General features: G+C 65.6%; 1 protein-coding gene. It reads left to right on the top strand.

What is annotated here, in order from left to right:
• Window positions 1–590: UDP-glucose dehydrogenase family protein (locus tag ACUH78_RS19490; RefSeq protein ID WP_510497628.1), on the top strand; the 590-nt coding region annotated here is incomplete at both ends.

Here is a 590-nt window from a genome sequence, read left to right as displayed (position 1 = left end):
GGCGAAGCGATCCCCTTCGATGTCGTCTCCAACCCCGAATTCCTCAAGGAAGGCGCCGCAGTGGGAGACTTCCTCAAGCCCGACCGCATCATCATCGGCACCCGCTCGGCCAAGGCGCAGGAGCGCATGCGCGAGCTCTACGAGCCCTTCAACCGCAACCACGACCGCACCCAGTTCATGGACGTTCGCAGCGCCGAGCTCACCAAGTACGCCGCCAACGCCATGCTCGCCACCAAGATCAGCTTCATGAACGAGCTCGCCAACATGGCCGAGCTACTGGGCGCAGACATCGAGGAAGTGCGCAAGGGCATCGGCGCCGACCCGCGTATCGGCTACCACTTCATCTACCCCGGCTGCGGCTATGGCGGAAGCTGCTTCCCCAAAGACGTCCAGGCCCTGGGCCGCAGCGCCGACCAGATCGGCTACGACGCCCCGCTGCTCAAGGCGGTCGAGGCGGTCAACAACCGCCAGAAGACCACCCTCTTCACCAAGCTCGCCCGCCATTTCGGCGGCGCCGAAGCACTGCGCGGCAAGACCATCGCCGTCTGGGGCCTGGCCTTCAAGCCCAACACCGACGACATGCGCGAGGC

Source organism: Thauera sp. ZXT1-4 (assembly GCF_052598215.2).
The sequence above is the reverse complement of the archived record's forward strand: the minus strand, read 5'-3'. Positions and strand labels throughout refer to the sequence as shown.